Source organism: Sphingomonas sp. R86520 (genome assembly GCF_042466285.1).
Lineage (GTDB): Bacteria > Pseudomonadota > Alphaproteobacteria > Sphingomonadales > Sphingomonadaceae > Sphingomonas.
In genome coordinates, this window is record NZ_JAXHBZ010000001.1 from 1186623 (window position 1) to 1211662 (window position 25040).

At 63.8% G+C, this 25040-nt stretch carries 18 protein-coding genes; 7 read left to right on the top strand and 11 right to left on the bottom strand.

Features of this window, described 5'->3' with window-relative positions; genetic code table 11:
• The first annotated feature begins 63 nt into the window (after positions 1 to 63).
• Positions 64 to 387, top strand: a complete 324-nt coding sequence (locus SJY41_RS05510) for a hypothetical protein (protein WP_380779763.1) — start codon at positions 64 to 66, stop codon at positions 385 to 387.
• Between the two features lie 127 nt (positions 388 to 514).
• Here SJY41_RS05510 and SJY41_RS05515 read toward each other — a convergent pair whose 3' ends face one another.
• Both SJY41_RS05515 and SJY41_RS05520 read right to left on the bottom strand, forming a co-directional pair.
• Positions 515 to 3016, bottom strand: coding sequence for a PepSY domain-containing protein (locus SJY41_RS05515; RefSeq protein WP_380779765.1), 2502 nt, complete (start codon positions 3014 to 3016; stop codon positions 515 to 517).
• The gene (locus SJY41_RS05520; RefSeq protein ID WP_380779766.1) at positions 3013 to 5073 is read right to left on the bottom strand and encodes a TonB-dependent siderophore receptor; all 2061 of its coding nucleotides are present in this window, start codon (positions 5071 to 5073) and stop codon (positions 3013 to 3015) included. Before SJY41_RS05520 ends, SJY41_RS05515 begins: the two co-directional genes overlap by 4 nt.
• Before the next feature lie 635 nt (positions 5074 to 5708).
• On the opposite strand from SJY41_RS05520, the gene SJY41_RS05525 reads away from it, so the two are divergent.
• Together SJY41_RS05525 and SJY41_RS05530 are read left to right on the top strand one after the other, a co-directional pair.
• Positions 5709 to 8738 (top strand): TonB-dependent receptor domain-containing protein, encoded by a 3030-nt coding sequence (locus SJY41_RS05525; RefSeq protein WP_380779768.1) that lies wholly within the window; start codon positions 5709 to 5711, stop codon positions 8736 to 8738.
• Positions 8739 to 9291: 553 nt separating this feature from the next.
• Positions 9292 to 11967, top strand: coding sequence for a TonB-dependent receptor plug domain-containing protein (locus SJY41_RS05530; protein ID WP_380779770.1), 2676 nt, complete (start codon positions 9292 to 9294; stop codon positions 11965 to 11967).
• Between the two features lie 99 nt (positions 11968 to 12066).
• Here the strand turns inward: SJY41_RS05530 and SJY41_RS05535 are convergent, their stop codons facing one another.
• The 3 genes from SJY41_RS05535 to hemN all read right to left on the bottom strand — a co-directional run bounded on the left by SJY41_RS05535 (position 12067) and on the right by hemN (position 14246).
• Complete coding sequence (locus SJY41_RS05535) at positions 12067 to 12441, bottom strand: hypothetical protein (protein WP_380779772.1); 375 nt, start codon at positions 12439 to 12441, stop codon at positions 12067 to 12069.
• A 34-nt stretch (positions 12442 to 12475) separates the two neighbouring features.
• On the bottom strand, positions 12476 to 12655 hold the full coding sequence (locus SJY41_RS05540) for a hypothetical protein (RefSeq protein ID WP_380779773.1): 180 nt from the start codon (positions 12653 to 12655) through the stop codon (positions 12476 to 12478).
• A gap of 310 nt (positions 12656 to 12965) precedes the next feature.
• Positions 12966 to 14246 carry an oxygen-independent coproporphyrinogen III oxidase gene (gene hemN, locus SJY41_RS05545; protein ID WP_380779775.1) on the bottom strand — a complete coding sequence of 427 codons (1281 nt, stop codon included), beginning with the start codon at positions 14244 to 14246 and terminating at the stop codon, positions 12966 to 12968.
• 127 nt (positions 14247 to 14373) lie between these two features.
• Between hemN and SJY41_RS05550 the strand changes: the two genes are divergently transcribed.
• The 3 genes from SJY41_RS05550 to SJY41_RS05560 all read left to right on the top strand — a co-directional run bounded on the left by SJY41_RS05550 (position 14374) and on the right by SJY41_RS05560 (position 16754).
• Positions 14374 to 15072 (top strand): OmpW family protein, encoded by a 699-nt coding sequence (locus tag SJY41_RS05550; protein ID WP_380779777.1) that lies wholly within the window; start codon positions 14374 to 14376, stop codon positions 15070 to 15072.
• Positions 15069 to 15860 carry a sterol desaturase family protein gene (locus tag SJY41_RS05555; protein WP_380779779.1) on the top strand — a complete coding sequence of 264 codons (792 nt, stop codon included), beginning with the start codon at positions 15069 to 15071 and terminating at the stop codon, positions 15858 to 15860. Before SJY41_RS05550 ends, SJY41_RS05555 begins: the two co-directional genes overlap by 4 nt.
• 183 nt (positions 15861 to 16043) lie before the next feature.
• Entirely contained in the window at positions 16044 to 16754 is a 711-nt protein-coding gene (locus tag SJY41_RS05560) for a Crp/Fnr family transcriptional regulator (RefSeq protein ID WP_380779780.1), read from the top strand.
• On the opposite strand, the gene SJY41_RS05565 is transcribed toward SJY41_RS05560, so the two are convergent.
• The 6 genes from SJY41_RS05565 to SJY41_RS05590 all read right to left on the bottom strand — a co-directional run bounded on the left by SJY41_RS05565 (position 16751) and on the right by SJY41_RS05590 (position 23416).
• Entirely contained in the window at positions 16751 to 17284 is a 534-nt protein-coding gene (locus SJY41_RS05565; protein ID WP_380779782.1) for a hemerythrin domain-containing protein, read from the bottom strand. The genes SJY41_RS05560 and SJY41_RS05565 overlap by 4 nt on opposite strands.
• Before the next feature lie 159 nt (positions 17285 to 17443).
• Complete coding sequence (locus SJY41_RS05570) at positions 17444 to 18472, bottom strand: acetate/propionate family kinase (protein ID WP_380779783.1); 1029 nt, start codon at positions 18470 to 18472, stop codon at positions 17444 to 17446.
• Entirely contained in the window at positions 18460 to 20844 is a 2385-nt protein-coding gene (locus SJY41_RS05575; RefSeq protein WP_380779785.1) for a phosphoketolase, read from the bottom strand. The genes SJY41_RS05570 and SJY41_RS05575 overlap by 13 nt, the downstream gene beginning before the upstream one ends.
• Complete coding sequence (gene adhP, locus SJY41_RS05580) at positions 20841 to 21878, bottom strand: alcohol dehydrogenase AdhP (protein WP_380779786.1); 1038 nt, start codon at positions 21876 to 21878, stop codon at positions 20841 to 20843. The genes SJY41_RS05575 and adhP overlap by 4 nt, the downstream gene beginning before the upstream one ends.
• Before the next feature lie 25 nt (positions 21879 to 21903).
• Positions 21904 to 22587, bottom strand: a complete 684-nt coding sequence (locus SJY41_RS05585; RefSeq protein WP_380779788.1) for an NAD(P)H-dependent oxidoreductase — start codon at positions 22585 to 22587, stop codon at positions 21904 to 21906.
• A gap of 127 nt (positions 22588 to 22714) precedes the next feature.
• Positions 22715 to 23416 carry a DUF2490 domain-containing protein gene (locus SJY41_RS05590; RefSeq protein ID WP_380779789.1) on the bottom strand — a complete coding sequence of 234 codons (702 nt, stop codon included), beginning with the start codon at positions 23414 to 23416 and terminating at the stop codon, positions 22715 to 22717.
• A 219-nt stretch (positions 23417 to 23635) separates the two neighbouring features.
• On the opposite strand from SJY41_RS05590, the gene leuC reads away from it, so the two are divergent.
• Positions 23636 to 25039: a 3-isopropylmalate dehydratase large subunit gene (gene leuC, locus SJY41_RS05595; RefSeq protein WP_380779790.1), complete on the top strand. Its 1404-nt coding sequence runs from the start codon at positions 23636 to 23638 to the stop codon at positions 25037 to 25039.
• Position 25040: the final 1 nt, after the last annotated feature.

Genomic DNA, 25040 nt, shown 5'->3' on the forward strand with positions numbered 1-25040 from the left:
TGGTCGGTCAGTGCAACGACACGGGTCGGCAAACGTTACGATGCTAACAAAACGGTGAGGAGAATGAAGTTGGCAGACGCGTTCAAACCAACGGCCAAGATGGCTGCGAGCGCCAAGAAGGGGCTGAAACTGCGTGAAGAGTTCGGTCGTGGCGGCACCGAGGTCGGCGTCAAGCGTGCCGAGCAACTCGCCGCGCAGAAGGACCTGTCCGATGTCGACGTAAAGTCGATGCACAGCTATTTCGCTCGACACGAAGTCGACAAGACCGGCAAGGCGCACGAATGGGGATCCGACACGGACCCGTCGGCCGGATATATCGCCTGGCTGTTATGGGGCGGCGACGACGGCAAGGAATGGGCCGATCGAAACGTCGAGAAGCTCGACTGATTTCGCGGGGTAGGGACTGACAACGCTGCTCTCTCTGAAGACAGTACTGTACCGAGCACGTGTCGCGCCGTTCGGCGTTGAAGGTCCGCACGCCTTCAACGCCTGTCTCGCAGCGGCAATCATCACGCTAATAAATGTCGCGCCGGTAGCGGCCTGCCTCCACCAACGTCTCGACGGTTGCATCGCCTAGCGCCGTGCGCAGTGCCGCATCGACCGCGGGCGCCATCCCTGCCAAGCTTCCACATACCAGGATCGACGCGCCACGATCAACCCAGTCGCCAATGTCGTCTGCGGCTTCCGTCACGAGGTGCTGGACGTACTGCCCCGATGTAGCGTCGCGTGAAAAGGCGCGGTCGACACGATCGAGTGTCCCGCCCCTGGCCAAGGCATCGATTTCGACGCGGTGGAAATCGTCGACCGCAGCGCTGCGTTCCCCGAACAGCAACCACGCCCCGCTTTGTCCGCGATCGGCCCGGGCGTGGAGATGCGCGCGCAGGCCCGCCAGCCCCGTCCCGTTGCCGATCAGGATCATCGGCGCATCGCTATCGGGCGCATGGAAGCCGGGATTGGCGCTGATCCGCAGCTGCACTTCGCATCCGACAGGCGCGATCGCCGTCAGCCAGCCAGATCCGAGGCCGAGCCCATCGGACCGCGTCACCTGCCGGACCAGCAGTTCCAATCGTCCCGAGCTCGGAACCGACGCGATCGAATACTCGCGGTGCGGTAGGTCGCGCAAACCTGCCGCGACCTGCGTCGCATCTTGCGCGGCGACCTCGGCGTGATCGGGCAGGATCGCACCCGCGAGGCGATCGGACAGCGCTACCCCATCGACCTCCGCCGTTCCATCCAGCCCGGTGACATCGAGGAACGCCGTCACCCGTGCCGGATCATGCCGGGGCGCTATCTCCGCGATGTCGCCTGCCGCCCAGGTCGGCAACACGCCGTCGACCGGTTCGAGGGCAAGGTGGAACGCCGGCCCGCCGAGGCTGCCCGGATTGAGCAGGCGTCGCTCGACCAGTCGCCAACGCTCGAACGCGGCCGGCGCCCAATCCGCGACATCGCCGTTCCCGCCGATCGCCGCGACCTGTTGCTGCCAATGGCGCTGTGCATCGACGTCGTCGCCGTCCATCTCGATCATGTCGAACAGCCGCCGACCGCCCCCGGCGTGCAGCCAATGATCGACCGCATGCCCGAACGCGCAGAAATCCGGATACTCACGGTCACCCAGCGCCAGCACCGCATAGTCCAGATCGGGCACGCTGGGCGGCGTCACCAGCGCACGCCGTGCAAAAGCTTGGGCGATGTCGGGCGGCTCGCCTTCGCCGTATGTGCTGACCACGAACAAGGCACGCCGGGCCTGCGCCAGCACCGCGCCATCGACCTGCCCCAGCGCCATCACCCGTGCGACGGTATCTGTAAACATTGCAGCGGTCGCGCGCGCGATCCGCTCGGCACTGCCCGTCTGCGTGGCATAGGCGATCAACAGCGTCCCGTCCGCCACACCCGCCGCCGCCGTGCTTGCGGACGGCCCGGCGCGCTTGCGCTTGCGCCGACCGAGATACAGCAGCAGCCCGGTTACCGTGAACAGTGGCATCGTCAGGCTTGCCAGCATCATCGCGACCCGGCCCGCCAGCCCGAAGAAATCGCCTCGGTGGATCGGCAGCATCGCACCCAGGATCGTCTTGCCCAAAGGCTTGTCGGCATAGCGGTCCGCCTTGACGATCCTGCCGCTTACCTGATCCACCGAAAGGTCGTCGGTCATCCGGTCGTACCGCGCGCCGTGGGGCAACACGCTGAACTTCACCGGCTTGGCATCGGTCGGCGGCGTGAAGGTGACGGTACCGAAATCGACTCCGGTCGCCGCCCGTACCCCGTTCCAGGCGACCGCGACGGATCGTACCGCGCTCTGGTCGTCGCGGCCTTCGCCCGGCTTTTCCTCGACGGCGGCCTGACCCGTCAGAACATAGGTCGCCGCGTCGCGGTACCAGCCGTAAGACCACCACAGCCCGGTGAACCCGGAGATCAGGTAAAAGACGAGTACCCATCCGCCGATGACTGCGTGCAGCGTGCGGTACAGGTTCCGCCCCGTCTTGCGGAGGTCGAGCACCAGCCACGATCGCCAGTCGAGCGCATGTTTCGGCCAGCGCAGATACAGCCCTGACAGCGCGAAGAAGATCAGCGACAGCGCCGCGATCCCGGTGATCTGCCGGCCGATTCCGTTGCCGTTCCCCGGCAGCGCGAGCCAGCGGTGGAGTTGTCGCACGAAGGCGAAGAACCCCTGCCCCGGCTCCGTTCCGATCAGGATGCCCGTAGCCGGGTCCACCAGCACATCCTCACGCGATTTGCCGTCCTGAATGCGCACTTCGGCCGGCAAGGCGTGGTCGCTATGAAGCGTCAGCCGCTGGATCCGCGCACCGGACCGTTGTTCTGCGATCTGCGCGATCAGCGCATCGGGCGCGAGCCGCGGCGCGTTCGGATGAAGTTCCGCAGCTAGCAACGGCCGAGACAGCGCTGCCATGATCTCCGTCTCGAAGCTCATGATCGAGCCGGTGACACCCATGATCGCGAGCACGAAGCCTGCGGTGATGCCGAGAAACCAATGGATCTGGAAAAGGACGCGGCGTGTCATTGAAAGTTTGCTCGCAGCTCGACGAACGCGGTGCGCGCACGCCCGACAAAGGCTCCCCGGCGTGAGTCGAACGCCGAGGTCGCGTAGCGCTTGTCGAAGATATTCTCCGCGCGCAGCATTACTTCGGCGAACCCGAGCTGCTTGGTGATGCTGCCGTCGAACACCGTAAAGCCCTGCATCTGCGCGCCGCCGCGTGCCAGCTGCCCGCCGACATATTGCCCGCCGAGCGCAAGAGCCGCGCCGATCGGGCGAAGCTGATACCGCATCCATGCGCCTGCCTGATGCCGGGGCGCATTGGGAAAGCGGCCGCCTACCGAATTATCGATCGCCGCGCCCGTCGCGCTGTCGGTGATCCGGGCGTCGTTATAGGCATAGTTGGCGGTGACCACCCAGTCGCGGGTAATGTCTGCGGCCAGCGTCAATTCGACACCCTTGCTCGTCACCTCTCCTACCGGCGCGAGCTGCTCGATGCCCCCAACCGGCGCCAGGTCCGGATCGGCCTGGACAATGCCGCGCCGCACGATCCGGTACAGGGCGATCGTCGGCTGCAATGCCCCGCCGAGCAGTTCGCCCTTGGCGCCGATCTCGACCTGCCGGCTGGCAACGGGATCGAACGCGCCACCGACGCTCGAACTCTGGTTGCCGGGCGACTGGGGTTCGAAGCTCTGCGAATAGCTGGCGTAGAGCGACGCCGTCTTGATCGGCTTGTAGATGCCGCCGGCGCGCCAGCTCATGCGATCGCCTGACGTCCGATCGTCACCCGCAGCCGGATCGCGGTCGTCGAACCAATCCTGTCGTAGCCCGGCGACGACGATGAACGACCCGATGTCGATCTGGTCCTGCGCATACACCCCGTATCGATGCGAGCGCGTATCGGTCAGTTCCGCGCTGCCCTTGGTGAAGTCGTAATCCGCACCCGATGTCAGCCCGTAGACCGGGTTCGTCAAAGAGAGCGATGGCACGCCCGCACGCACCGCGACGCTGTCGAGCTGCGAACGCTGCCGATACCGGTCCCCGCCAGCTGCGATCGTGTGCCGCAACGGCCCGGTCTCGAAATGCGCGACCAGATTGCCGGCGACGGTCAGGCCGATGATGTCGTAGCGCTGGCTCCGATATTCGCGCGGGACGATATCGAAGATGCCGTCGCCGTCGGTGTCCACGACCGCGCGCGGCTCGTGATATTCCTGGTGCTCGCGGTAGCGGAACCAGCGCGACGCCACGTTGAACGACACAGCGTCGCTGATCCTGTGGTCCAGCCGGGCCTGCGCCACCGTCCCGTTCAGCTTCGAAAAGTCTCTTGGCTCCAGGTGGTTCCAGGTCCGCTTCGCCAGGAAATTGCCATCGTCGGCAATCGGAATGCCGCGCAACCTGCCCGGCAGATCCTGCTCGAAATGCGTCAGCTGCGTCGTCAGCTTGGTAGCCGCGGTGAGCTGCGTGGTGAGCCCCCCGTCGAGCATCAGCGACTGGCTGCGGCTGTTGGTCTGCACGGTGTTCAAGCTTTCGTAGAATACCCCGGCCCGGCCCGCGACTGCACCGTTACCATCGAGCGGCCCGGTGATCTCACCCGAGGCACCATAGCGGTCGCGATTGCCGGCGATGCCGCGCAGCGAGGCGTCGAACCGGTCCGATGGCTTCTTGGTGACGTAGTTTATCATCCCGCCCGGCGCGCTGGCTCCGTAGAGCATGCCGACCGGTCCCTTCAGGAATTCGACGCGGTCGATGCTGAACAGGCTTGGTACCGCAAACCCCTGGAACGGATCGCCGCGTAGCCCGTCGTAGAAGGTGCCGTCCTGCCGGAAGCCGCGATAGGTGACGGTCGCGTATTGGCTGGCGCTGACGCCGGCGATGTTGCGATACAAGTCGGTGATGTCGCGCGCGCCCTGGTCGCGGATCAGGTCGGCGGTAACGATCTGCACCGACTGCGGCATGTCGAGCGGATCGGCAGGCGCACGCCCGATATCGGTCTGGTCCGCGCGGTACAGTTTCTGCGCGCGCGCCGTCACCAGAATGTCCTGTTCGCGCTCTTCGACGCCATTCTCTGCGCCAGACTGGGCCATTGCGGGTGCGGATATGAAAGCAGCGACGATTGAGGCAAACGCTGCAGGCGTACGTCGTAAATCAGGCAAGGCAATCCCGTTCATTGGCTAAAACCATCGACGGCGAAGACGCGTTTACGCCTCAACCGGACAGTCTCCCTTCGAACCATTACGGCTAATGCGAGCTATTATCAACGCCCTGCATCTGTGTGGCTACTTTGCGTTCGCGTCTGTTACTCTTCGGTCGCGTCAGCGGACGTCATACGGTCACAACTTCGGGCGCTTTACGGTGGGCACTAGCGCAAGCCCAGTTTGACAGAAGTCATGAGACTGGCACCGGGTCTTCATTGGTTCCGATCTGGTCCTATAGAACGCAATTGTCGTATTAAACCAGAGCGTTAGCTGGAACTGCGATGGATGCCTCAATTTAAGTATGCCGTTCGCACCGTCCGACCCAAACGGAGAATGGCGGTTTAAGGGCACCGACGTCGGAATGCCTACTGTGACATCTTGTCCTCAGTAGTGAACCAATCGACCGACGACGCAACGGTTTGTCATGCGTTGGTCATGCTTTGGTATTTACCTTACAAATAGCGGTGATACCAAGGGCGTCTGTTAGCCGAGCGTGAATACACGCCTTTCCCAAGAGGTTTGCCATGATCTTCAAGACCGTCGCTTCGCATGCTGCGCTGGCCACCGCGCTGTTCCTGAACGCCCAACCCGCGGCGGCACAGGAAACCCCCGAACAAGCCAAGGTTCAGGCAGATGCATCAACGGCTACGACTGCCGTCGATCAGGACGACCAGGCCAGCAGTGCGATCGTCGTCACGGGCTCGCGCATCCAACGCCCGAACACGACATCGGCGGCGCCGATCACGTCGGTCACCGCGCAGGACATCCGCGCTCAGGCGGCCGTCAATGTCGAAGAGGTGCTGAACCGCCTCCCGCAGATCGCCCCGGATAGCCAGCAGACCTACAACGACTCCGACGGTCGCCAGCGTATCAAGCTGCGCAGCCTCGGGTTCGAGCGTACGCTGGTGCTGATCGACGGCAAGCGCCTTGGCACGCAGAACGGCCAGGACGTCGGCATCATCCCGCCGTCGCTGCTCGAGCGAGTCGACGTGCTGACCGGTGGCGCGTCATCGGTGTACGGTTCCGACGCGGTCGCGGGCGTGGTCAACTTCGTCCTGAAGAAGGACTTCGAAGGCCTGCAGATCGACGGCAACTACAATTTCTACAATCACAACAACAAGGACACGGTCGTGTCGTCGCTGGCCCGCGCGTCGGGCTTCAGCAGTCCACGTGGGCTGACGAACGACGGTGGTCGCGCCGACATCACGGTTACCGCGGGCAAGAAGCTGTTCGACGGCGCACTGCGGATCAACGGTTTCGTCAATTACAAGCATACCGATGAAGTGCTGCTGTCGGAGCGGTCGAACTCGGGATGCTACCTGACGCAGACGAGCCTGAACGCGCCGTTGTCGTGCGGGCTCACGCCGAGCAGCTCGACGAGCGGGCTGATCACGCCGCAGAGCGGTGCGAACGCCAACGCGCAATACGTCAACAACCCCAACGGTACGCGCACGTTCGTGCCGTTCGGCCCGGGTACCGGCAACGCCTCGAACTACTTCAGCAACTACGCGTATCAGCGCCCGTCCGAGCGCGTGAACGCAGGCGGCTTCGTCAGCCTGGACATCGCGCCGGACGCCGAACTGTACGCGTCGGGCATCTGGTTCCGCGACAAGTCGTACAATAACTACCCTGCAATTGCCGGCGGTACGGTGCAGGTCAACTGCAACAACCCGTTCCTGTCAGGCTCGCAGGCCACGGCAATCTGCGGCGCCGCGGCCGGTACGGCGGCGACTGCGCCGATCGACCTGCGGTACCGCCTTGGCGAGGGCAACGATCAGCCCGATACCTATCTGAACACCGGCGTGCGTCTGACCGGCGGCGTCCGCGGCAAGGTCGGAAGCGCGTGGACCTATGACGTCGGCGGCGTCTATGCCCGCAACCACCAGGACTACACGCCGAGCTTCGTCAACGCGACCAACCTGCAGAACTCGATCAACGTCGGCGGCACGCTCGCGGCACCGACCTGCGCCACCACGACGGATGCCACTTGCGTCCCGTTCGATGCATTCAGCGCAGGGAACACCAATCCGGCCCTGATCAACTATCTGTATGATCAAGGGACTTCGACGACCACCGGCACGCTCTACGACGTGCAGGCGAACGTCACCGGCGACCTTGGCAAATACGGCATCACGTCGCCGTTCGCCGAGCAGGGCGTCGCGATCGCGCTGGGTACGGAGTATCGCAAGGACACGCTGAAATCGACCGCCGACAGCGTGTACCGTGCAGGTCTCGGCGGCACCGACAGCTATCTGAAGCAGGACGTCTGGGAGGCCAACGTCGAGGTCCAGATCCCGCTGGTCGAGCATAAGCGGTTCGCCGACCTGCTGCAGGCAAACGGCGGCTATCGCGTTTCGAAATACAGCAGCAATCCGAGCACCTTCAACACCTGGAAGATCGAGGGCATCTACGCCCCGATCAGCGATCTGACGTTCCGCGCCTCGTTCAACAAGGCGCAGCGCGCTCCGACAGTGACGGAAATTCGCCAGGCGACGAACGTCGATTTCGCCTCTGGCGGCGCAGGCACGTTCAACGATTTCTGCGCACCGACCGTCATCAACGGTCCTAATGGCGTGACCTACGGCGCGCCGGTTGCGTCACGCGAAGTGTGTCGTGCAACCGGGCTGTCGGACGCGCTCTACGGCAGCCAGACGCTGCTTTGCAGCAACGGCACGACCCCGAACGGTACGGCTGCCTGCACCGTCCGGTCGGGCGGCTTCACCGCCGATCCCGAGACCGCCTACACGCAGACCTACGGCCTGATCGTGAAGCCGCGGTTCGTGCGCGGGCTGGTCTTCTCGGTCGACCGCTACAGGATCAAGATCAACGATTCGCTCGGTTATAACGATTACAGCTATTACACCGATGGATGTCAGCGTTCGAACGGCGACGCATTCTTCTGCCAGGGCATCGTCCGCAATCCCGGCACCGGCACGCTCTATTCGTCGGCAGGCAGCAACCCGACAACCGGCTTCATCCGTCAGGGCACGACCAACTTCTACCAGTCGATCGCTCGCGGGTATGATTTCCAAGCCCAGTACACGCTCGACCTTGCGAGTGCGGGCAAGATCGACTGGAACTTCAACGGATCGCTCACGACGTTTGCCGGCGGCCAGGATTCACCGGTCCAGCCTACCCGCAACTGCGCCGGCTATTACGGCAACGGCTGCGGCCAGTTGATCCCGAAATGGTCGCACGGCCTGCGCGCCACCTACACCACGCTCGATCGCGGGTTCAGCGCCTCGTTCAACTGGCGCTATGTCGGATCGCTGACCAATGCCGACAATTCGGGTGATCCGGCGCTCGGCGGTACGCCCGAGCGCGAGCGGACCAGCTATTACCGGGTTTCGCCGAAGAGCTACTTCGACCTCGCGCTCAATTTTGCGATCGACAAGGACTTCTCGCTCCGCCTGATCGCCAACAACCTGCTCGACAAGAGCGCGCCGATCGTCCCCGACTCCTACAATGTCGCGCTTGCGCGCACGAACACGATCCCGCAGCGCTACGATTCGCTGGGTCGCAACTTGTCGGTCGGAGCAACCGTCAAGTTCTGAGTCCATTCGGGCTCCGCGCCTGACAACGCTACGCAGGGACTCGCAACGATCGTTGCGGGTCCCTGTTGCATGTCTTCACCGTGATGCGTCCGACGTCGCTCGATGCACGCCATGTCCGTGTGAGAGAAGACGCTAGAAATAGCGTGCCGCGTCTCTGCCGTATGAGAGGCCGCTCCACACTGGTCGGGTAGCTAGCGCCCCCGAATAATCGCGACAGGCATCTCCAAAAATCACGGACGCGAACGAAATAGTTGAGGCAACATACCTGTCTCAAACCTCTAAGTTTTTCCGCGCGCAACGAGACCTGACCGCGCACTTCAAGCGCGGCATAAATGCAACAATGCGGCATCGCTGTTACCGCCGACGACGTTTTCGGTTGTCAGATCGGAAATACTGTGGCGGTTTGTTACAGGATGACGATGCATCGAATGACATTGTCACAACGTCTGCAGGGCTGATCAAAAAGCGTTTTCGGTACGTCGAGCACAATCGACGATCGAGGGCGGGAACATCTGAAGGCTTGTAACGAGCCGGGTTTCTCAAGGGGCTTTAGATGATCAGACACACGACCTCGGCCGTCGCAATGGCGGTTGCATTGCTCTCGGGATCCGCTGCTTATGCAGCTGGCCGCCCTGCCCCACAGGATGCCGCAACGGCATCTGCTCAGGACCCGACCCCGCAGGCGGTAGCACCCGCGGAAGCCGAAATGCCGAGCGACATTCTGGTCCTCGGAACCCGACGTACCGACCGCACGCTCGCGAATTCGGCGTCGCCGGTCGACATCATCAGCGCGGCCGATCTGACGTCGCAGCCCGCCGCCAACATGATCGACGCGCTCAAGAACATCGTCCCGTCCTTCTATGCGGGGCAGAACTCGATCTCCGACGCATCGACCTTCGTCCGTTCGCCGTCGCTCCGCGGCCTTTCGGGTGACCAGGTCCTCGTGATGCTGAACGGCAAGCGCTATAACCGATCGGCACTGGTACAGGTGTACGGCGGCAGCGACACGGGTCTCGGTCGCGGCGCACAAGGTCCGGATATTTCGGCTATTCCCTCGCTCGCGATCGGCAACCTCCAGGTACTGCGTGAGGGCGCAACCGCGCAATATGGCTCAGACGCGATCGCGGGCGTGCTCAACTATGGTCTGCGCGAGGACCAGGGGATCGAACTGGTCGGTCGTGCCGGCCAATATTACGCCGGCGACGGCGAAAGCTACCAGATCGCCGGGAATGCCGGTTTGAAGGGCGATTGGGGCTTCATCAACGCGACCGGCGAGTATGTCGACGAGGGACAGACCAGTCGGGGTCGCACGCGTCCCTCGGCGGCGAACTTCGCGCAGAACTTCCCAGCCCTCGCGTCGCAACTGCCGAACTACCCGCTGCCGGTCCAGATCTGGGGCAACTCGCCATCCCATGGTTTCAAGTCGGTCCTGAACGCGGCGATCAACGTTACCCCGGACAGCAAACTTTATTTCTTCGGTAACTTTGCCGAGAACAAGGGCAACCAGAGCTTCAACTACCGCGCGTCGGTGAGCAGCACCGCCGTCGACACGAACGGGGTGGTCCGCAATCAAGGCGCCAATGGCGCGTTCAACAACACGTTCTTCCTGACGCCCTGCCCGGCCGGCAACGCAACCTGCCCGGCGGGTGGCTTCGTGCGGGACGGCAACACCTTCAAGTTCGGGACGCTGTATCCAGCAGGCTTCACGCCGCGTTTTGTCGGCAAGACGCAGGAACTCTACGGCGTATTGGGCTATAAGGGCACCAGCGGTGACTTCAGCTACGATCTGTCGGGAACACTCGCGCGGAACAAGCTTTCGCTGTCCATGTATAATTCCGCCAACTTCTCCTATGGGCCGGCGACACAGACAAGCTTCGACTTCGGCGACTTGATCCAGAAGGAAGCGAACTTCAATGCCGACTTCACCTACGCCGCGGATCTAGGCCTCGCAGCGCCGCTGACGATCTCTGCGGGCGGTGAGTTCCGCAAGGAAACCTACGAACAGACCGCGGGCGATACGCAATCCTATGCCGCCGGCCCCTATGCCGTCGCGCAACGGCTTTATACAATGACCGCGCCCGGCGTGTACACGGCCTCCGGCACGACCGCGGCGCAGGGCGTCGGTGCCAGCGGCTATGCGGGCACCAGTCCGGCTACCGCGGGCAAGTTCGACCAGAAGGCGTATGCCGCCTATGTCGGTCTCGAAACCGATCTCACCGCGGCGCTGACGGTCGGCGCGGCCGGACGGTACGAGCACTACAACACCTTCGGCAGTGCATGGGTCGGCAAGGTCAACGCGCTCTACAAGCTCGTCGAGGGCCTCTCGGTCCGCGGCAGCTTCGGCACCGGCTTCCATGCGCCGTCGCCGGGCCAATCGAACGTGTCGATCGTTACCACCTCGTTCAATAACGGCAACGCGTTCCAGGCAGGCACCTATCCGGTCAACAGCGCGGCTGCGCAATATTACGGCGCCGAACCTCTGACCCCGGAGAAGTCCACAAACTATGGCCTGGGTGTCATTCTGGAGCCGATCCGGGGCATGACGATCACGGTCGACGGCTACCAGATCAATCTGCGTAACCGCATCGGCCTGACCTCGCCCTTCATCGTCAGCGCCGCCGCGGTCGCGGCGCAACCGGCGCTTCAGGCGGTCGGCGTCGACGGCCAGGTGCAGTATTTCACCAACGGCTTCAAGACGCGCACGCGCGGTGTCGACGTCGTCGGCACCTACCGCACCAAGCTGAGCGAAGCATTGCTCAACTTCTCGCTGGCGTACAATTACAACGATACCAAGGTCACCGACTTCGACACCCGCGTAGTGGGAACGGCGCAGCTGATCGATGCCGAAAATCTGGCACCGAAACACCGTGTCGTCTTCAACGCCAACTGGTCTCTCGATAATCTGAGCTTCAACGTGCGCGAGAACTACTACAGCTCGTTCACCAGCGCCCAGGATTACGGCCAGACCAACGGTGTTGCGAATCAGGTCTTCGGTGGCAAGTTCACCACCGATCTCGAGTTGAGCTACACGTTCGCCGACCATTTCACCCTGGCGGTCGGCGCGCAGAACTTTACCGACGAGCATCCTGATCGGCTGGTGCCCAATGCAACGGTACAGATCTATCCTCTGACCGGCGGAACATCCGACGGCCAGGTGTACCCACGTAACGGCGGGCCGTTCGGTTTCAACGGCGGCTTTTACTACACGCGCCTTCGCGTAAAATACTGATACCATCGGGGGCGTCGCTTACGGCGTCCCCTTTTTCTCTATAGCTGAATGCAGAAACGCCCGCGCGACAGACCCGTCGTTACCCGTCTCGATCCCGGCCTATCGCTTACCATTGGGTACTGCGAGCAATGCGTCCTTGAGGGTAACTGCGTGGCGCAACAAATCTTCGATCTGCTTCATTGCGATCCCTGACAGCGTCAGTTCGTCGTCGAGATCGCCGGTGCCGTCACCGATCAACAACGCTTGCGCGGTCAGGTGCTTAAGCCAATGAGACATGACGCGGTGGGGCGTACCGCTACGCTCGGCGACGGCGCGACCTGTCATCGGGACCCCGTTCGCGTCGGCAATGAACAGTTCGAGCAACAATTCCCAAGCGGGTTCGCCGAAGATATCCGCGGTGACGACCTGTAGACGATGACGTCGAAAGTCGAGGATCGCCCCCGCAAGATGCGCCACCTCGTCATTGCCTAGCATGTTCAGCCCCCTGTGGTTTACCGGGCGATTTCCCTCATTCCCTAGCGGAAGGCAAGTCCTGCGGGGGATCGATATGGTAGGCGATCAAGCGGGCTTCTGCGTCGGCCAGCATGGCACCAAGCACGAAATCCTCACGTTCGTCGGCAAACGCGATCATCGCTTCAAGCTGTTCCGCGATTGCGCGTGGCCGATCCGTGGCAGTCATCTGATTCATTGTCCGGTTTCCGAATAGGGCGCAGCGCAAGAGACGCCGGCCCCTGAGCACAAGTTCACCTCGCGCATCATTCGCCTCGCCGTCCGCAAATTTACCTTAGTTTGGATATGGATCAAGAGGGTGCTCGCCCCTTCTCTAGTAACCTGTAGCAATATGGGACCAAACGATGAAATGGTCCGTCCGGCGGCGGTAAAGCTGAATAAGGCGACGAATGACGACACCGTCAATTCGACGCATATCAGGGGGGCGCTCAGGGAGAACGGCAGCCGCATTACACGGTAGTGCTGAACTGCTGGGCGCGAGGGGCCGTCTACGTGTCGATCGTCGCGGCGATCGAACGGGCATAAGGGCGCGCGTCGGCTGACAGCTTCAGCGTCGTACCCTCCCAGTTCACCAAACCCCTGTGTTCGAAACAGGTAAGGCGGTCGCGTACCAGGGTCAGGTCCGGTATCTGCGACAGGTCAGCGATGCCGCGCGTCAGGATCGTCTCGATCGCTCGGCCTCGTACGCGATCTTCAGCGTTTCGGCGCAGGCCGCGGGCGGTGGCAAACCGGCCTGCCGCGAGTGCGACGTGATAGCGGCCGGTATTCTTCTCGTTCTGGAGCAGGGAGCCGGGAAACTCGCTGATCGCACTCGCACCCAGCGCGATCAGCGTGGTCGCGGGGTCTTCGGTGAAGCCTTGGAAATTGCGACGTAAAGTGCCGTTTTGACTGGCTTTGGTAAGCGCGCCGCCGGGCTTGGCGAAATGGTCGAAACCGATCGCGGTATAGCCCGCCCCAGTCAGGGTCGTGTGCGCCAGAGCGGCCAGCGCGAACCGCGCACGTCCGTCCGGCAGCGCAGTCGCATCGATCTGGCGCTGACGCGGAATCATGCTCGGCATGTGCGCGTAGCCGAACACCGCGAACCGATCAGGCTTCATCACCAAGCTGTCGACCAGCGTTGCTTCCAGTGTGGCTTCGGATTGGTACGGCAGGCCGTACATCAGGTCGAAGTTGATCGAGCCAACATCGGCCTTACGGAGCAACTCCATCACCCGACGGATCTCGTCCGCCGGCTGCACGCGCCCGATCGCCGCCTGGATCGCCGGATCGAGTGTTTGCACGCCGAGACTGACCCGCGAGAAATGATAGGCGGCGAGTATCGCAGCCCATGCCGCGGTGAACCCACGCGGGTCGATCTCGACCGAGAGGACCGGGTTCTCGCACCGGAAGCTGGACGTGATACGCTCTACCAGTCGCGCGAACTGCGCCGGGGCGATCGCGTTCGGACTGCCGCCGCCAAACGCGATCCGGCCGATCTTGGCGTGTGCGGCGCGGTCTGCGACGAGCGCGATCTCCCGCTCAAGCCGTTCCAGATACGCGTCGAGCCTCGCACTACGGTTGGCCGCGCCGGTGTTGCACCCGCAATACCAGCAGATCTGCCGGCAAAAAGGTATGTGCACGTAGAGCGAGACGGTCTCATCCTCGGCAATGCCGGCCAGCGCGGCGTGCATGTCTGCAGGGCCGACCGTGTCGCCGAACTCGGCGGCGGTAGGATAGCTGGTGTAGCGCGGTACCGGCGCCGCGAGCAGCTCTGGATGATAGGTCCACATGCTCGGCGACCTGGGCGGCGGCGGGCGTGACGTCTTTGACCATGGTCAACCCGATCCTTGTCCGCGGTCAACGCCCTGCCTGCGACGCGCGCCTAGCTCGACGCCATTGGATTGCAGGAGCCGGACCATGACATCGTCGATCAACAGCCTTGCCATCGGTGCGGCATGTGCAACCTTGGCCGTTGCAGCACCAGCGTTCGCGCAGACCGACGCGACACCGCGCCAAGGCATCGCCGCCGGCGACGTGCTGGTCCGCGTGCGCACGATCCTGGTCGCGCCGAACGAGACGTCCGGCAGCATCCTGCCCAGCTTTCCCGGCGAGCATGCCAGCGTGAACAACAGCTTCATGCCCGAGGTCGACGTGACCTACATGGCGACCGATCACATCGGGTTCGAGTTGATCGCATCGACCACCAAGCACCACGCCGATGGCCGCACCGGCACCACCGGATCGATCGGCAGGCTCGCCTCGACCTGGGTATTGCCGCCGACGCTGACCGCGCAATATCATTTGAACTCGACCGGCAAGATCCGCCCCTATGTCGGCGCCGGGCTGAACTATACGGTCTTCTGGAACGAGAAGGCGTCCGATGGCCTCGTCGCCGGAGTCGGATCGACCACTGTCCACATGAAGGACAGTTTCGGCTGGGCGGCGCAGGCCGGCGTCGATATCGACATCACGCCGAAAATGTTCTTCAACCTCGACGTCAAATACATCGACATCGATACGACGGCGCGGCTGCGGACGACCGCGGCCGGTACGCAGCGCGTCGGCATCAGCCTCGATCCGCTGGTGTTCGGCGTCGGGCTCGGCATCCGCCTGTGACGACCGCGGCGACCGAGCGCGCGACCCCGTTCTGGCGGCGCGCGCATCACCTCGACCGGATGACGTTGCGCCAACTCGCGTTCGCCTATGTGCAGCATCATGCTATCCTCGCCTACCTGGCGCTGGTCGCGGCGTCGGTCGTCGTTTTCGCCCGGCATCCGGCGGGCGCGGCGCCGACCATTGCGACGATCGGACTGGTCGTCCTCGCCTATCCGCTGATCTGGTACGTGCTGCACCGCTGGGTGCTCCACTGCAACTGGATGTTCAAGACGCGCTTGCTGGCGAGCGTCTGGAAGCGGATCCACTACGATCATCACCGCGACCCCAACCATCTCGAGATCCTGTTCGGCGCGCTCTACACGACGTTGCCGACCCTCCTGCTGGTCGCAGCGGTTCCCGGCTGGCTGGTCGGCGGAACCGGCGGCGCCGCGGCAGGGTTCGCGACCGGGCTGCTCTGCACCTGCGCCTACGAGTTCTTCCACTGCATCCAGCATCTCCCATACAAGCCCCGGGTGACGTGGCTGGCGACTATGAAGGCGCGCCACATGGAACATCACTTCCATGACGAGACCGGCAATTTCGGCATCACCAATTTCACCTGGGATCGCGTGTTCGGCACGCTTTACCGCCGCAGCCAAAGGCCGGCGAAGAGTCCGACGGTATTCAATCTTGGCTATACCGACGCGGTCGCCGAGCGGTATCCGTGGGTAGCGGGACGATCGCACCCGACTCAGCCGCGACCGCGCACTGCCGGTTACACCGCGCGACCATCGCCGGATCGCAGCTAAACAGGCGGCGCCACCGCTTTGGCTGGCATTTGATTGCTACGGTCGTTGGCAAGATAAAGACCTGGCTTCATTAAGCATATCTGATCGTAGGGTATTCCGTCTTGGCTCCAGCTCACGCCAATTCATTACGGTACCGCAAAGAATTCGCGAGGATATTGCGGGCCGGCAAACTATACTGGGTCAATGGCTCACCACGACATCTGCGCGGATTGCGCCGTGCGCGATCAAGCCCTGTGCAGCAGCCTCAGCGACGTCGAGCTGGAAGCGCTGAATACGCTCGGGCGCAAGCGAAAGCTCGCGCGCGGCCAGACCTTGATCTGGGCGGGCGATGAAAGCATCATCTGCGCGAACCTGTTGTCCGGCGTGTTGAAACTGGTGGCGGCGACACCCGATGGCCGGGAACAGATCGTCGGGCTGCTGTATCCGGCCGATTTCGTCGGCCAGCCCTATGCAGGGCAAGCCGGTTTCACGATCACCGCCCTGACCGATTCTGAACTCTGCATCTTCCCGCGCGACGGGTTCGAACGCGTACTGGAGGATCATGCAAGGATGGAACGCCTGCTGCTGCAACGAACGCTGGCAGCGCTCGGTGTCGCCCGCGCGCGGATCCTGTCGCTGGCGCGCACGTCCGCGCAGGAGAAGATCGCGGGCTTCCTGCTCGACATGGCCTTGCGAGCGACCGCGAGCGGGTGTCGCGCGACGCCGAACGGCCCGATGACGTTCGACCTGCCCCTCACCCGCGGTCAGATCGCCGACGTGCTCGGATTGACGATCGAGACGGTCAGCCGCCAGATGACCAAGCTCAAGGCAGCCGGCGTGATTGCGTTGCCCGGCGGTCGCGCCATCACGATTTCCGACGAGAGCGCGTTACAGGATCGCGCCGAGGCAGCTTAACCCGTCGCCCTCTCAGATAACGCCTTTACGAGCATCTCCCGCGCGGCGTGCGTAAAGCGTTTGCCGCCGAGCGTCAGGATTGCGAGCTCGGTAAAATCCATCGTTCGCCGGCACCCGTCGAAGAAGCCGCGCAACATGTAACCGAACGCCTCCGCGCATGGGGCCGATGCGCCGCGCAGAACAGCCAGTATGTCGTCCGCATGGACCGCATCGCTCAGGTGGCGCGCGCGCATCCGCGCGACGAGTGTTGCCGTCAAAGGGTCGTCGAGATGGCGCGCGAACAGCGCGTCGATTACTGCATTCTCTTCTTGCGGATGACTTAGAACGATCGCGCTCAAGCTTGAGCAGACCGCGTCAGCCTCCGCGTCCGAAATCCCGCCCGGCAAGGCATCCGCGCAGGCCTCGAGCCGGTCGCACACCGCGCGAAGCCGGGCATGGTCGGCGATCAACCGAGCAAGATCGATATCGTGGATGACATGCCATCGCCGCGCGAACGGCACGACACGCTTGTCTAATTCGTCACGCTCCATCGCTGCGGCTCTCCATATCCGCAGTTTGCACGGCACCGCGTGCACGACATTGATGGTGGTCAAACGGCTTGCAGGTCTCGTCCAGACGGGTCTCGACCAGGCCCGAGCGCGGCAAGGATTGAACGCCGAGACTGGGAAAGCACGTACGCGCGACCCTGATCAGGCCAGTGCAGCGGTATGGTGCGCGATCTGCGCATCCTCCTGCGAGCCGACCGTGCGGATATCGAGACCGGGTATCCAGGCGAGACCCTGCCGAACGGCGCGGCCGGTAAGGACGTCATTCTCGCCGATGCCGCCTGTCAGTACGACCATGGCGGCACCCTGCAGCGAGGCGATCATCGCCGCGATCTGCTTGCATACCGATCGCTCGAACATGCGGACCGCAAGCGCGGCGTCACCGGTCGAAGCGCCGCGCAGAATGCGCATGTCGCCGGACAGTCCCGAAACACCGGCCATCCCGGAACGATGGTCGACCATCGTCGACAGCGTGTCGATGTCCTGGCCCCGCTCACGCAACAAATACAGCAGCACGCCTGGATCGATGTCGCCCGTCCGCGTCGCCATCATCACACCGCCGGACGGAGTCAGCCCCATGCTGGTGTCGATCGATCTGCCGTCGCGCACCGCCGTCACGCTTGCGCCATTGCCAAGATGGGCAATCACCAGGCGTGCCGGCATGGCGTCGCCAAGCCGTCGCACGATCGACTCGCACGACAGTCCGTGGAAGCCGTAGCGCCGCACCCCGCCCTCCCGATACGCGCCCGGGATCGGCAGCGTCCTGGCGATGTCGGGCATTCCCGCGTGGAATGCTGTATCGAAACAGGCGACCTGCACTAAGCCTGGATAGCGCGCCCCGGCTGCACGGACCAGCGCCAGCGACGCCGGTCCGTGCAGCGGTGCGAACGCACATGCCGCCTCCAGATCCGCCATCACCGCTTCGTCGATCCGGCAGTGCGCGTCGCGGTGCGGCCCGCCGTGCACGATGCGGTGGCCGATCGCCGTCGGCGCGGGCCATCCTCGCAACGCCGTTTCGATCGCGTCGAAAAAGCGCCCGTGATCGTCTGTCGTCTCGATCGTGCCGCCGACCAGCAGCACTGGCGCGTCGTCAACTCTGTACAGCCCATATTTCAGCGACGACGATCCGCTGTTGAGCGCCAGAACTACCGTGTCCGCGCTCACCGCGTCCATTGCCAGTCGCGCACTTCCGGCAGATCGTCGCCCTGCTCCGCGATATAGAGCTTGTGCCGCTCCATCGTCGTCCAGTAGCGCGCGGTCTCGCGCGGCACCCGGTCTTGGAACCGGGGAATACGTTCGATCGCGTCGAGCGCGAGCCGATACCGGTCAAGATCGTTCAGCACGACCATGTCGAACGGCGTCGTCGTGGTACCCATCTCCTTGTAGCCGCGGACATGGATATTCACGTGATTGGCGCGCCGATACGTCAGCTTGTGGATCATCGCCGGATAGCCGTGGAACGCAAAGATCACCGGCTTGTCCGCAGTGAACAGCGCATCGAACTCGCGCTCGTCGAGGCCGTGGAGATGTTCCGATCGCGGCTGCAAGCTCATCAGATCGACCACGTTCACGACCCGGATGCGGATATCAGGCACGTATTCGCGCAACATCGTCACGGCTGCCAGCGTCTCCAGCGTCGGCACGTCGCCCGCACACGCCATCACCACGTCGGGGTCGGCGTCGTCGCCCGCCCACGGCCAGATCCCGGCGCCCGCGGTGCAGTGTCGCACCGCCGCGTCGATCCCGAGCCATTGCCACTCGGGCTGCTTCCCCGCGACAATCACATTCACATAGCCGCGACTGCGGAGGCAATGGTCGCCGACCGACAACAGGCAGTTCGCATCGGGCGGCAGATAGATCCGCGCGACGTCCGCAGTCTTGTTCGCGACGTGATCGATGAACCCCGGATCCTGGTGCGACAGCCCGTTGTGATCCTGCCGCCAGACATGCGACGTCAGCAGGTAATTGAGCGACGCGATCGGTCGCCGCCACGGAATAGCCTTGGTCACCTTCAGCCACTTCGCATGCTGGTTGACCATCGAATCGACGATGTGGACGAACGCCTCGTAGCACGAGAACAGCCCGTGCCGCCCGGTCAGCAGATACCCTTCAAGCCAACCCTGGCAGAGATGCTCGCTGAGCACCTCCATCACGCGTCCGTCGGGTCCAAGATTCTCGTCGACCGTCTCGATCTCTGCCATCCACACCTTGCCCGAGACTTCGTATACGTCGGCAAGACGGTTCGACGCGGTCTCGTCCGGCCCGAACAGGCGGAAATTCACGCTCGCCAGGTTGAGCTTCATCACGTCGCGCAGATACCGGCCGAGAACGCGCGTCGCCTCGGCCTTCACCTCGCCTGGCGTCGCCACCGGCACCGCGTACTTGCGAAAATCGGGCAGCGACAACGGCACCATCAGCTCGCCGCCATTGGCATGCGGGTTCGATCCCATTCGGCGGTGCCCGGTCGGAGCGAGCGACGCATACTCCTCGAGGAACTTGCCGGTCTCGTCGAACAGCTCTTCCGGCCGATAACTGCGCATCCACTCTTCGAGCTGTCGAAGATGCTCCGGGTTCTCGAAGTCCGCGATCGGCACCTGGTGCGCGCGCCATGTACCCTCGACCGGCTTGCCGTCGACGAACTTGGGCCCGGTCCAGCCTTTCGGCGTGCGGAACACGATCATCGGCCAGCGGGCCCGCTCCGGTGTCACGCCCGCGACCCGCGCCGCCGCCTGGATTGCCTGGATTTTCGCCAGCGACTTGTCGAGTGCCGCGGCGAGCTGCTGGTGGACGGCCGCCGGATCGCTGCCGCCGACATAATAGGGCTCATGGCCATAGCCGCGCAGCAACGCGTCCAGCTCGTGCCCGTCGATCCGCGCTAGGATGGTCGGGTTGGCGATCTTGAAGCCGTTCAAGTGCAGGATCGGCAGCACCGCACCGTCGCGCGCGGGGTTGAGGAACTTGTTCGAATGCCAGCTCGCCGCCAGCGCGCCGGTCTCCGCCTCGCCGTCGCCGACCACGCACGCGACGATCAAATCGGGATTGTCGAATGCCGCACCGTACGCGTGCGCCAATGAATAGCCGAGCTCGCCCCCTTCGTGGATCGACCCCGGCGTTTCCGGTGCGACATGGCTCGGAATGCCGCCGGGCCAGGAGAATTGCCGGAACAGCCGGTGCATGCCGCTGCGGCTCCGCTCGATCGCCGGATAGCGTTCGGTGTACGATCCCTCCAGATACGTATTCGCGACCAGGCCCGGTCCGCCATGCCCCGGCCCGATGATGTTGATCATGTTGAGGTCGTGCTCGACGATGAGCCGGTTCAGATGGACGTACAGGAAGTTCAGCCCCGGCGTCGTCCCCCAGTGTCCGAGCAACCGCGGCTTCACGCCGGCGATCGTCAGCGGCCGATCGAGCAACGCATTGTCGCGCAGGTAGATTTGCCCGACCGACAGATAGTTCGCCGCACGCCAATAGGCATCCATCCGCCGCAGCATGTCAGGGGACAAGGGGTGCGTTCTGGTAGGGGCCAGCGTTACGAGATCGGTCATGACTGGCTCCCAAAATCGAGGACGACGCGCGACGCGACCTGCCCGTGTTCGAGCCGGTCGAAGATATCATTGATGGCAGAAAGCGGTTGCACTTCGATGTCGGCTCTCACCTTGCCGTCGGCGGCAAAAGCGAGCGCCTCGGCCATGTCCTTCCGCGTGCCGACGAACGATCCGCGCACCGTGATGCACTGCGCCACGACGTCGAACAGCGGCAGCGGAAAATCGCCCGGTGGCAGGCCGACGAGGACGCACGTCCCCTTCCGCCGCGTCATCGCCACGCCTTGGTTAAACGCGATCAGCGACGGCGCGGTGATCAGGACGCCGTGCGCCCCGCCGCCGGTGCCGGTCTTGAGCGCGTCGATCGCGTCGGGCTTTCGTGCGTCGATCAGTAGCTCGGCGCCCAGAGCCTTGGCATGCTGGAGCTTACCTTCGTCGACATCGACGGCGACGACCCGCAATCCCATCGCCTTGGCATATTGCACGGCCAGATGGCCCAGCCCGCCGACCCCCGAGATCGCGATCCACTCGCCCGCCCGCGCTGCCGTCTCCGTGATGCCCTTGTAGGTCGTGATTCCCGCACAGATGATCGGAGCCGCCTCGACCGCGGACAATCCGGCAGGAATATGCGCGACGTAGTTCGGGTCGGCCAGGATATATTCCGCGAACCCGCCATTGCGTGTGTAGCCGCCGAACTCCGCCTCGGGACACACCGTCTCCCACGCGGACAGACAATATTCGCAGTGCCCGCAGGCTGAGTAGAGCCAGGGCACGCCGACCCGGTCGCCCAGTTTGACGATCGTCACGCCCGCGCCAACCTCGACGACGATGCCGATCCCTTCGTGGCCAGGAATGAAGGGTGGGGTCGGTTTGACCGGCCAGTCGCCGCGCGCCGCGTGCAGGTCGGTATGACAGACCCCACACGCTTCGGTCTTGACCAGGATCTGGCCCGGCCCTGCGCTCGGCACTGGCATTTCGCGCAAGGTCAGCGGTTTGCCGAACGCCTCGACGACAGCGGCGTGCATCATACGGGTCATGGACTATCCTTGAGATGCGGAAAGGTCAGCGTGTCATCCGGGCGGCGAGCGAAGGATCGGCGAGCAAAGCCTCGTCCCCGAACGCGATCTGCGCGCAGGTCCGTTGCGCCTGAGCGGCGACGTCGTGCAGATATTGATCGGCAAACCGTTCACTGAGGCCTGGCACGATATGCGCGAACCGGCGATGCTCCTGCGATCGCATCCCGAAAGCGTGCACCAGATACTGGTCGAAGACGCTGTTGAGCCCCTGCCCCTGGCCCTGTTCGTCGAGCCAGATCTTGCTCGCAGCCGAGGTCGAGAAACTGAGCAATCGCTTCCGGCCTAGCAGATCGGTCCGAACCCGACCCTGCAGGGCGTCGGGCTGCACGCCCGCACCGAACACCCGTTCGACATATCCCTTGAGCATCGCTGGCGGCGTGCCGAACCAGATCGGGTAGACCAGCACGAACACGTCGCATCCGGCGATCACATCGACTTCAGCCAGCACGTCCTGGCCATAGGCCGCGGCGACATTGGTCGGCCGCTCCGTCGCCTTCAGCACCGGATCGAACCCGAGGGCATACAAGTCGCGGAAGACGACTTCCTGCCCTGCCGCGCGCACCGTGTCGCAATACGCAGCCGCAATCGCGTGGTTGAAGCTCGACGGATCGGGATGGCAGAGGATCACGGCATGCCTGCCGATTGCCGAAAATCGCTTCTCGTATGTCATCGCACTTCCCGCGGTTAAGCCTCGAACCTTTTCGGGGTCGAAAGGAGGCTAGCGTTTCACCTGCGAACTGGTGACCCTCGGGAATTACGGAGTGGGGCTGACTGGAGCTTCGCGTATAGAGGGCTGTTCAATCGTGCAGCCGGGGGACGGCGATCGCCTTGAGGTTGATCGTCAACTGCAGGCTCAACGCGTGGTCCATCTGTGCTCGTGCCGTACCGCGCGCAAAGCGGTATTGGTTCAGATACCCGATATCGGCAACGACCTGCGATCCGATCGGCACCGCTATCCCGGCGATGTTCCGCATCCGTTCATACCCGCTACGCTGCCCCCAGACGGTGCTGTTCGGCAGGAAGAAGCTTTCGTGGCTCACGAACAGGGCCAGGTGCGTGTTGCTAAGCGGTTGATTGTAGCGGATCAAAGGCCGTATCCGGAAGCCGATCTCACTGCCGCGAGGATTGAAACGCTCGTCGACGCGGAACCGGGTGGTGAAACGACCGAAGGTCCCGACGACCTGCTGGCGCAGGCGGTCCTCGTCGGCGCCGGTGTTGCCGTTATACGCGCCGACTTTCCGGTAACCAAAGCCCAGTTCGACACCGTCATGTACGCGAACGCCGAGCAAGCCGCCGAATTCCGTCTGATAAAGCCCGTTCTGTCGGTTGCTGCCCCGGGCAATCTGCTCGAGCGTGATCCGCACGCCCTTCGCCAAGGGAACGTTCGTGTTGATCTGCAGCCAGACTTGCTCGTCCTCTTGCTGTGCGCGCGCAGGCGATGCGACCATCCCGAGAGCAACGATCGCGATGCCGGTCCGGATATGGGCGATACGGAACATGTGATGGACCTTACGTGGCAACCGTTCCCAAAGCCGGGCCGGTACGGCTCCTTATGCCGTTGTCCAGACCGAACAAACAGCAGCGTGATTATAATCTGGCAGGTAAATGAAAAGAAGCGATGCATCACGCAACGACCTCGCACCTGTCTATTGGTCGCTACACGGATAGCCTGTCACCGGATCCGCCAGGCACGGCGTCGACCGCCTAGCGTCGCTGCCATGCCATCGACCTTGTATGAGAAACTCTGGAACAGCCATGTCGTCGTCGACCTGCCGGGCGACGACGCGCTGCTCTATATCGATCGCCACCTCGTCCATGAGGTCAGCAGCCCGCAGGCGTTCCAGTCGCTCCGCGATGCCGGGCGACGGTTGCGTCGTCCGGAAACGCATATCGCAGTCGCAGACCATGCCGTGCCGACGCGCAGCCGCGGCGGGCGGATCGCAGACCCGTTGGCCGCGGCGCAGGTGCACGAGCTGGAGGCGAATGCAGAGGCGTTCGCGGTGCCGTACCGCGCGCTCGACGGCGAGGGACAGGGCATCGTTCATGTGATCGGGCCAGAGATCGGCTTCACTCTGCCGGGCATAACTCTGGTCTGCGGAGACAGCCATACGACGACGCACGGTGCGTTCGGCGCGCTCGCATTCGGGATCGGCGCCAGCGAATGCGGGACCGTGATGGCCGCGCAGTGCCTGAAACAGGCGCGCGCGAAGACGATGCGGGTCGAACTGGTCGGCACGCTGTCGTCGTTCGTCTCGGCCAAGGACGTCGCGCTCGCCTTCATTGCCAAGGTCGGTGCGCTCGGCGCGGCGGGTCATGCGGTCGAGTATGCCGGCCCAGCGGTCACCGCCATGTCGATGGCCGCGCGCATGACCCTGTGCAACATGACGATCGAGGCGGGTGGTCGGATCGGCCTGATCGCGCCGGACGAGACGACCTTCGCCTTCCTCGAAGGCCGCGAGATGGCCCCGTCGGGCGCGCGCTGGACGCAAGCCGTCGATTACTGGCGAACGCTGCACTCGGATGCGGATGCGGTGTTCGACAAGTCCGTGACGATCGATCTCTCCGGGATCGCGCCGCATGTCAGCTGGGGCACCAGCCCGGAGGATTGCGGTCCCGTGACCCAAAGCGTGCCCGATCCCGCGACGATCGATGATCCCGGCGTCCGCCGCCGTGTCGAAAAGGCGCTCGCCTATATGGGCCTGGCAGCCGGGACGCCGTTGGACTCGATCGCCATCGACCGTGTGTTCATCGGGTCCTGCACCAACGGCCGCATCGAGGATCTGCGATCGGCGGCGGACGTCGTCGCGGGCCGGCGCATCGCACCGGGAGTCAGCGGCATCGTCGTTCCCGGTTCGACCGCGACCAAGCATCAGGCCGAGGCCGAGGGGCTCGATGCGATCTTCATCGCTGCCGGGTTCGAATGGCGCCACGCCGGCTGTTCGATGTGCGTCGCGATGAACGACGACCGCCTCGCGCCGGGCGAGCGCAGTGCGTCAACGTCCAACCGCAACTTCGAGGGTCGGCAGGGGCCGGGCGGCCGCACGCACCTGATGAGTCCGGCAATGGCCGCCGCCGCGGGAATCGCCGGGCACCTCGTCGACGTCCGCATGCTGGGAGCCTGAC

Excerpts from the sequence above, each read along its gene's own strand:
- SJY41_RS05510 (WP_380779763.1), top strand. The coding sequence starts at position 64 with ATGAAGTTGGCAGACGCGTTCAAACCAACGGCCAAGATGGCTGCGAGC.
- SJY41_RS05515 (WP_380779765.1), bottom strand. The coding sequence starts at position 3,016 with ATGACACGCCGCGTCCTTTTCCAGATCCATTGGTTTCTCGGCATCACC.
- SJY41_RS05520 (WP_380779766.1), bottom strand. The coding sequence starts at position 5,073 with ATGGCCCAGTCTGGCGCAGAGAATGGCGTCGAAGAGCGCGAACAGGAC.
- SJY41_RS05525 (WP_380779768.1), top strand. The coding sequence starts at position 5,709 with ATGATCTTCAAGACCGTCGCTTCGCATGCTGCGCTGGCCACCGCGCTG.
- SJY41_RS05530 (WP_380779770.1), top strand. The coding sequence starts at position 9,292 with ATGATCAGACACACGACCTCGGCCGTCGCAATGGCGGTTGCATTGCTC.
- SJY41_RS05535 (WP_380779772.1), bottom strand. The coding sequence starts at position 12,441 with ATGCTAGGCAATGACGAGGTGGCGCATCTTGCGGGGGCGATCCTCGAC.
- SJY41_RS05540 (WP_380779773.1), bottom strand. The coding sequence starts at position 12,655 with ATGAATCAGATGACTGCCACGGATCGGCCACGCGCAATCGCGGAACAG.
- hemN (WP_380779775.1), bottom strand. The coding sequence starts at position 14,246 with ATGTGGACCTATCATCCAGAGCTGCTCGCGGCGCCGGTACCGCGCTAC.
- SJY41_RS05550 (WP_380779777.1), top strand. The coding sequence starts at position 14,374 with ATGACATCGTCGATCAACAGCCTTGCCATCGGTGCGGCATGTGCAACC.
- SJY41_RS05560 (WP_380779780.1), top strand. The coding sequence starts at position 16,044 with ATGGCTCACCACGACATCTGCGCGGATTGCGCCGTGCGCGATCAAGCC.
- SJY41_RS05565 (WP_380779782.1), bottom strand. The coding sequence starts at position 17,284 with ATGGAGCGTGACGAATTAGACAAGCGTGTCGTGCCGTTCGCGCGGCGA.
- SJY41_RS05570 (WP_380779783.1), bottom strand. The coding sequence starts at position 18,472 with ATGGACGCGGTGAGCGCGGACACGGTAGTTCTGGCGCTCAACAGCGGA.
- SJY41_RS05575 (WP_380779785.1), bottom strand. The coding sequence starts at position 20,844 with ATGACCGATCTCGTAACGCTGGCCCCTACCAGAACGCACCCCTTGTCC.
- adhP (WP_380779786.1), bottom strand. The coding sequence starts at position 21,878 with ATGACCCGTATGATGCACGCCGCTGTCGTCGAGGCGTTCGGCAAACCG.
- SJY41_RS05585 (WP_380779788.1), bottom strand. The coding sequence starts at position 22,587 with ATGACATACGAGAAGCGATTTTCGGCAATCGGCAGGCATGCCGTGATC.
- SJY41_RS05590 (WP_380779789.1), bottom strand. The coding sequence starts at position 23,416 with ATGTTCCGTATCGCCCATATCCGGACCGGCATCGCGATCGTTGCTCTC.
- leuC (WP_380779790.1), top strand. The coding sequence starts at position 23,636 with ATGCCATCGACCTTGTATGAGAAACTCTGGAACAGCCATGTCGTCGTC.